The sequence below is a fragment of the Carnobacterium divergens genome (genome assembly GCF_900258435.1).
Classification (GTDB): Bacteria; Bacillota; Bacilli; order Lactobacillales; family Carnobacteriaceae; genus Carnobacterium; species Carnobacterium divergens_A.
Genome location: NZ_LT984411.1, coordinates 47,296 through 51,929, shown reverse-complemented (window position 1 = coordinate 51,929; position 4,634 = coordinate 47,296). Strand labels below are relative to the sequence as shown.

Genomic DNA, 4,634 nt, shown 5'->3' with positions numbered 1-4,634 from the left:
CCTTCGGTTCATCAAACTGCTTCACTAACCGCTTAAGAAAAGCATAGGCTGCTTGTGTGTCCCGTTTTTTACGTAACCAAATATCCAAGGTTAAACCACCTGCATCGATTGCTCGATAAAGATAGTGCCATTTCCCTTTGATTTTAATATAGGTCTCATCCATCTTCCACGAATAGAAGGATTGTTTATTTTTCTTTTTCCAAATAGTGTAAAGTAGTTTTCCATATTCCTGTACCCAGCGGTAGATGGTGGTGTGAGAAACGTTAATGCCACGGTCATATAGGATTTCTTGGACGTCACGATAGCTAAGATTATACCGAAGGTAGTAGCCTACGGCGACAATAATCACATCTTTCTGAAATTGCTTGCCTTTAAAATGATCCATCTTGATTCCTCCAAGCTATCTTTTCCATTCATTTTACCTTAAAATCAGTTTATCAGAAAACTTTGCAACAGAACCAGATCATTTGTTGTGTACACCCGATAGCCACTCTCATTACGGTGAACCGGCGGTATAACACCAACACGTTCATAATAGCGTAATGTGTCTACACTTAAATCAAACATCTCAGCTGCTTTTTTTATATTCATGGTAAGTCGCTCCTCTTTACTATTGTTATAGTAACCCCTGAAGTTAACTCTATAGCAAATAGTATATTTTTGCCTCTAAGTACGATTTCTACTGAATAACTTCTAACAGTCCGTAAATTGCTTAAAAATTATTTAGAAGATAAAGTGATAGATCATATTAGCCGAATGTAACTTTTCATATTTTAATGTTTATTAAATAAGAATAATGTTAAAATAAAAAATGAAGAGTACTCGGCGCAGTCCAGAAAAACTTCCCCAAGTTTTCTGTGCCAGTACTCTTCTTAGATTAATGCATGTTGCTTAATTAGCCTACGTTATAAATTCATTTTTTGCAAATAATACAAACCTTTATCGGTAATATTTACATCTAGTAGTTCCATTATTAAAGCGCTCTTCTATATCTAGGATTTATAAATTATTCCAAAAATACATTCGTCATACATAAATGATAAAATTTTTAATTCATCACTAGATTGATTGCTATTGTAATACATAGATAACAATTCATTAAATTTTGCAAATACAGTTTCGGGAATGGATAACAATCCTACCCCTTTGCTAAACATGATCTTATTAGCAGTTAACAATGCAGTTCTTTTATTACCGTCCCAAAAAATTTGATTCTTCGAAATGAATAGAAACAGTCGCAATGCTTTTTCCGTCTCTGATATCTCTTGATTCATTATCTCGTCATATTGATTCTTTACCTCATCTTCAGTTAACATTGGTGGTACATATCTTCCTTGAATGGTCGATACTTCTACTCCACCGGTTCGTATTTCGCCAGGAAAAAGGGCGTCTTCCGCTGCAACGATCCGATTAATCCGCTTACTTGTCTCTAACAGGGGCTCCTGTACGTCGTTTAAAAGCATTTCAAAGCCTCTTTTTAAGTTAACGACGGTCAGGACATCATCTACAGCCACGTTATTGGCCCGATTATACTTAATAATCTCTTCTGTTTGTAATAGCGTTGTATTCAATCCTTCAAATTTTCCCGCATTATACACCAGTTCCACAATGTTTTTCTTCAATAAATACACCGATTCTTTGCGAGATAAGTGGTATTTATCCGGAAAGTTAGGTCGCTTTTCTTCGTTCATTTTCTCACCTCTTGAATTTTTCCTTCTATTATATAGGGCGTTATTCTGTCATAGATCCAAACTCTTTACTGCGGTATCTTTGTCTTCCTGGGTGATCCCAATATAGCGTAAGGTCTCCCGTTGTGAAGAGTGGTTGAGCAGCGACTGAATAATTTCTGTTTTGGTCCCTTGCTTGTACAAAAAATATCCGAAGGTCTTGCGCATCGAATGGGGACCAATTTCTTTTAATCCAACCGCCGTCCCTGCTTCATGAATGATCCGCCAAAGGCTTTGTCGTGTCAAAGGCGTATCTGCTCCTTTTCGACTCGGAAACAAATAGTTGCTGAATTCTTGCGCTTGCAACTGCTCAGGAAATTCGGATTGAACATAATCGAGAATCACTTTTCGTAATTTGTTTGAAATGAAGACCGAATTGTGTTTGGCTGTTTTTTGTTCCTTCATGGCCAGACGTTCTTTGACAATCACTCGGCCACGAGAAATTTCTAACACGTCACTTAATTTCAACTGTCTTAAATCGGAGATTCGATACGCTGTATTGATCCCGATCGAAAAAAGCACCAAATTTCGTTGCCCATATTTTCCGGAAGCCAAAATTGCCTTCATGGCATCGATCTTTTTTTTGTCGCGAATCGGTTCCACGCTCTTCATTTTTAGTCCCCTCTCAAATGTTACTTAATATGATTATAACAGATAATAAGTCACATTTAAACATGCTATAGAAAAAAGGCCCTAAAAGAAAAGTGATCTTCTCTTAGAGCCTCTAAGGATGGAGCGATTTTAACGAATGTGACAGAATCCGATTGTGTCACATTGGACTTTTGATATTTTCGGTAAGATTTGATTATCTCAGAACATTAATATTGCCCCTTTAAAAAATTTTGTCAGTACTTTTAAGTTATTCTATTCTGAAAATTCAAAATTTTCAGTCTATATAATTAACTTATATTCAGTTTTACCAAATGATAAGCTTTAAAAAGTATTCAGAATTTAGTCATGTTATGGATCCAATAAAGTAGATAGGGAGCGTCAATAATTTTGTGTAAATAACTCGTCCTTCTGCAAAATAATGGGTTACTCAGTAAACATTGAAGCTAATGTATCCGTCACTTGTTGGAAGCCTTTATGGCTTCTATTTAAGAATTTTTGATTGTATGTATCAAAGATGAATACTAGGAAATGCTCTAGTGATTCTTAGTTTCTCAATTCAATAACTATAATCAGAAGTTTTTGTGTCGGATTCATAAAGGTTTTAAAGAAATACAAGATACATTAGAATCAATGTTTTAACTTAACCGACAGAATGATTTTTTCCATTTACACATAATTCTTGACGCAACCGAAATTACTAATAACCATATCTTATATTAGATATAGACATCAATTCTTTTAATTTTTTTGATTGCTTTGCATTTAAAGATACACCGTCTTTTTTTATTGCATTTGATATTTCTAAATTCATACGACTTAAAATTAAAGGTACTGAAGTTCCTTCATTTTTCAGATTTCCAAGGTAGGTGTGCAATACCATTCGAAGGGAATCATTTCCTAAATCTGTCTCTAAATCATCTAATAATTCAGTAATAATTATTTCTGCTCTTTTGCTTCGATTATCTCCGCCAGAAAACCATTTTAAATTACTCATTTATTAATCCTCCTTAATTTTAATTTACTTTTAAATAATTTTATTATAATTTCTCGAAGTCACTTTTTATCTAAATCAATTATCAAAAAATCGAGTCAATTACACAAGATTGTGGACTTGACTAATTCTTATTGTGACAAACTCATATTTTTTAATATGTAACTATTTTTTCCTCTTAAATATATTATACCACTTAGTTTCTTTTTCTTCTTTCTCTTCTTCTAATTCTGACTCTAACATTTTGATATTATTTATATCATTTAAACTTAATCTTTGTTGCTGATCTAATAATGTTTGATTTTTATCTAACTGAATCAATAAGTTTTCATTCAGTTTTGATAGTTTTTTATGGTTCTGTTGGCTCATTTGGGATTAAATCCACTACTAGCGTTGAGTTAGTTAACTTTGCAATTTGTTCTAGTGTTTTTATGGTTGGATCTGATTTTCCTGATTCTATTCGTGAATAATTTGATCTACTCATTTCTAATTCTTGGGAGAATTTTTCTTTTGATTTGGTACCTCTCATCTTTTTTAAGCTTTCTCTAAATGCTAGTTCCAAGTTTCTCCCCCCTCTTTTTGTGTAATAAAATTCACGCTTTATTTAAATTATAGCTTTTAATATCTTAATAAACAAGTGATTAATCACTTGTGATTTGTGATAGATGATTTGTGATAAGTGATTTTATCTTAATTTATCAACTGTTTAGAATATTAAGTATGCTATACTAATTAACGGCAACTTGCCCCGTAAGGGGGTGTTGTTGTGTTTTACCAAATCTTATCGTTAATCGTTGCGCCAGTACTTGTTGGCATAGTCACTGAACTATTTTCTCATTGGTTAGAAGAGAAGGACAAAGACAACGATTGAAAGCAAGTTGCTACCTAACCCACAACGCTAGCCATCGCAACTAGTGCAAAAAAAGCCCAACCTACTCGACATAGGTTGGGCTTTTGTGTTGTTGTGCAACAACAAATCTTATCGTTTCGCACATTTATTATAGCATGATTTCAAAATGAAGCCAAGTTACGGTTTCAAACGAAATTTTTTTCATTATTTATCCTTTCTGCTTACAAATCTATTAAAGCAATACCAATTGAACAACAAACCTAGTATCAGAAGAATACCACCAATAATATATAGACTATAGTTTCCATTCTTATTAAATCCCAAAAATACTATACAAATCGAAAATAGCAACATAAGGGGTCAATGGAACATCTTAACGAAAAGTTGCGGTATAATCGACTATTAAAAAATAGAAACGCTGATTTAACAGCATTTCTATTTTTTTTAGACTTTA

6 protein-coding genes and 2 pseudogenes are annotated in these 4,634 nt (G+C 33.3%); 1 reads left to right on the top strand and 7 read right to left on the bottom strand.

Going from position 1 to position 4,634, the window contains the following annotated elements; all coding sequences use genetic code 11:
* Position 1 precedes the first annotated feature (1 nt).
* The 7 genes and pseudogenes from CDIMF43_RS00310 to CDIMF43_RS00275 all read right to left on the bottom strand — a co-directional run.
* A pseudogene (locus CDIMF43_RS00310) lies at positions 2 to 385 on the bottom strand (IS6 family transposase); the annotation flags it as partial.
* A 74-nt stretch (positions 386 to 459) separates the two neighbouring features.
* Positions 460 to 591 (bottom strand): annotated as a pseudogene (locus CDIMF43_RS00305) (MerR family DNA-binding transcriptional regulator); the annotation flags it as partial.
* Between the two features lie 401 nt (positions 592 to 992).
* Positions 993 to 1,691, bottom strand: a complete 699-nt coding sequence (locus tag CDIMF43_RS00300) for a Fic family protein (RefSeq protein WP_109840876.1) — start codon at positions 1,689 to 1,691, stop codon at positions 993 to 995.
* A gap of 48 nt (positions 1,692 to 1,739) precedes the next feature.
* Positions 1,740 to 2,339: a tyrosine-type recombinase/integrase gene (locus CDIMF43_RS00295; protein WP_109840875.1), complete on the bottom strand. Its 600-nt coding sequence runs from the start codon at positions 2,337 to 2,339 to the stop codon at positions 1,740 to 1,742.
* 697 nt (positions 2,340 to 3,036) lie between these two features.
* Complete coding sequence (locus CDIMF43_RS00285; RefSeq protein ID WP_109840874.1) at positions 3,037 to 3,333, bottom strand: bacteriocin immunity protein; 297 nt, start codon at positions 3,331 to 3,333, stop codon at positions 3,037 to 3,039.
* Between the two features lie 162 nt (positions 3,334 to 3,495).
* Entirely contained in the window at positions 3,496 to 3,699 is a 204-nt protein-coding gene (locus CDIMF43_RS00280) for a hypothetical protein (RefSeq protein ID WP_010731574.1), read from the bottom strand.
* A complete protein-coding gene (locus CDIMF43_RS00275; RefSeq protein WP_010731575.1) occupies positions 3,680 to 3,892 on the bottom strand; it encodes a helix-turn-helix transcriptional regulator in 213 nt (70 codons plus the stop codon). Before CDIMF43_RS00275 ends, CDIMF43_RS00280 begins: the two co-directional genes overlap by 20 nt.
* A 204-nt stretch (positions 3,893 to 4,096) precedes the next feature.
* Between CDIMF43_RS00275 and CDIMF43_RS00270 the strand changes: the two genes are divergently transcribed.
* A complete protein-coding gene (locus CDIMF43_RS00270; RefSeq protein WP_109840873.1) occupies positions 4,097 to 4,201 on the top strand; it encodes a type I toxin-antitoxin system Fst family toxin in 105 nt (34 codons plus the stop codon).
* Positions 4,202 to 4,634: the final 433 nt, after the last annotated feature.

What these genes read in the sequence shown, in the direction of transcription:
- CDIMF43_RS00300 (WP_109840876.1), bottom strand. Translation starts at nt 1,691, where the DNA reads ATGAACGAAGAAAAGCGACCTAACTTTCCGGATAAATACCACTTATCT.
- CDIMF43_RS00295 (WP_109840875.1), bottom strand. Translation starts at nt 2,339, where the DNA reads ATGAAGAGCGTGGAACCGATTCGCGACAAAAAAAAGATCGATGCCATG.
- CDIMF43_RS00285 (WP_109840874.1), bottom strand. Translation starts at nt 3,333, where the DNA reads ATGAGTAATTTAAAATGGTTTTCTGGCGGAGATAATCGAAGCAAAAGA.
- CDIMF43_RS00280 (WP_010731574.1), bottom strand. Translation starts at nt 3,699, where the DNA reads ATGAGCCAACAGAACCATAAAAAACTATCAAAACTGAATGAAAACTTA.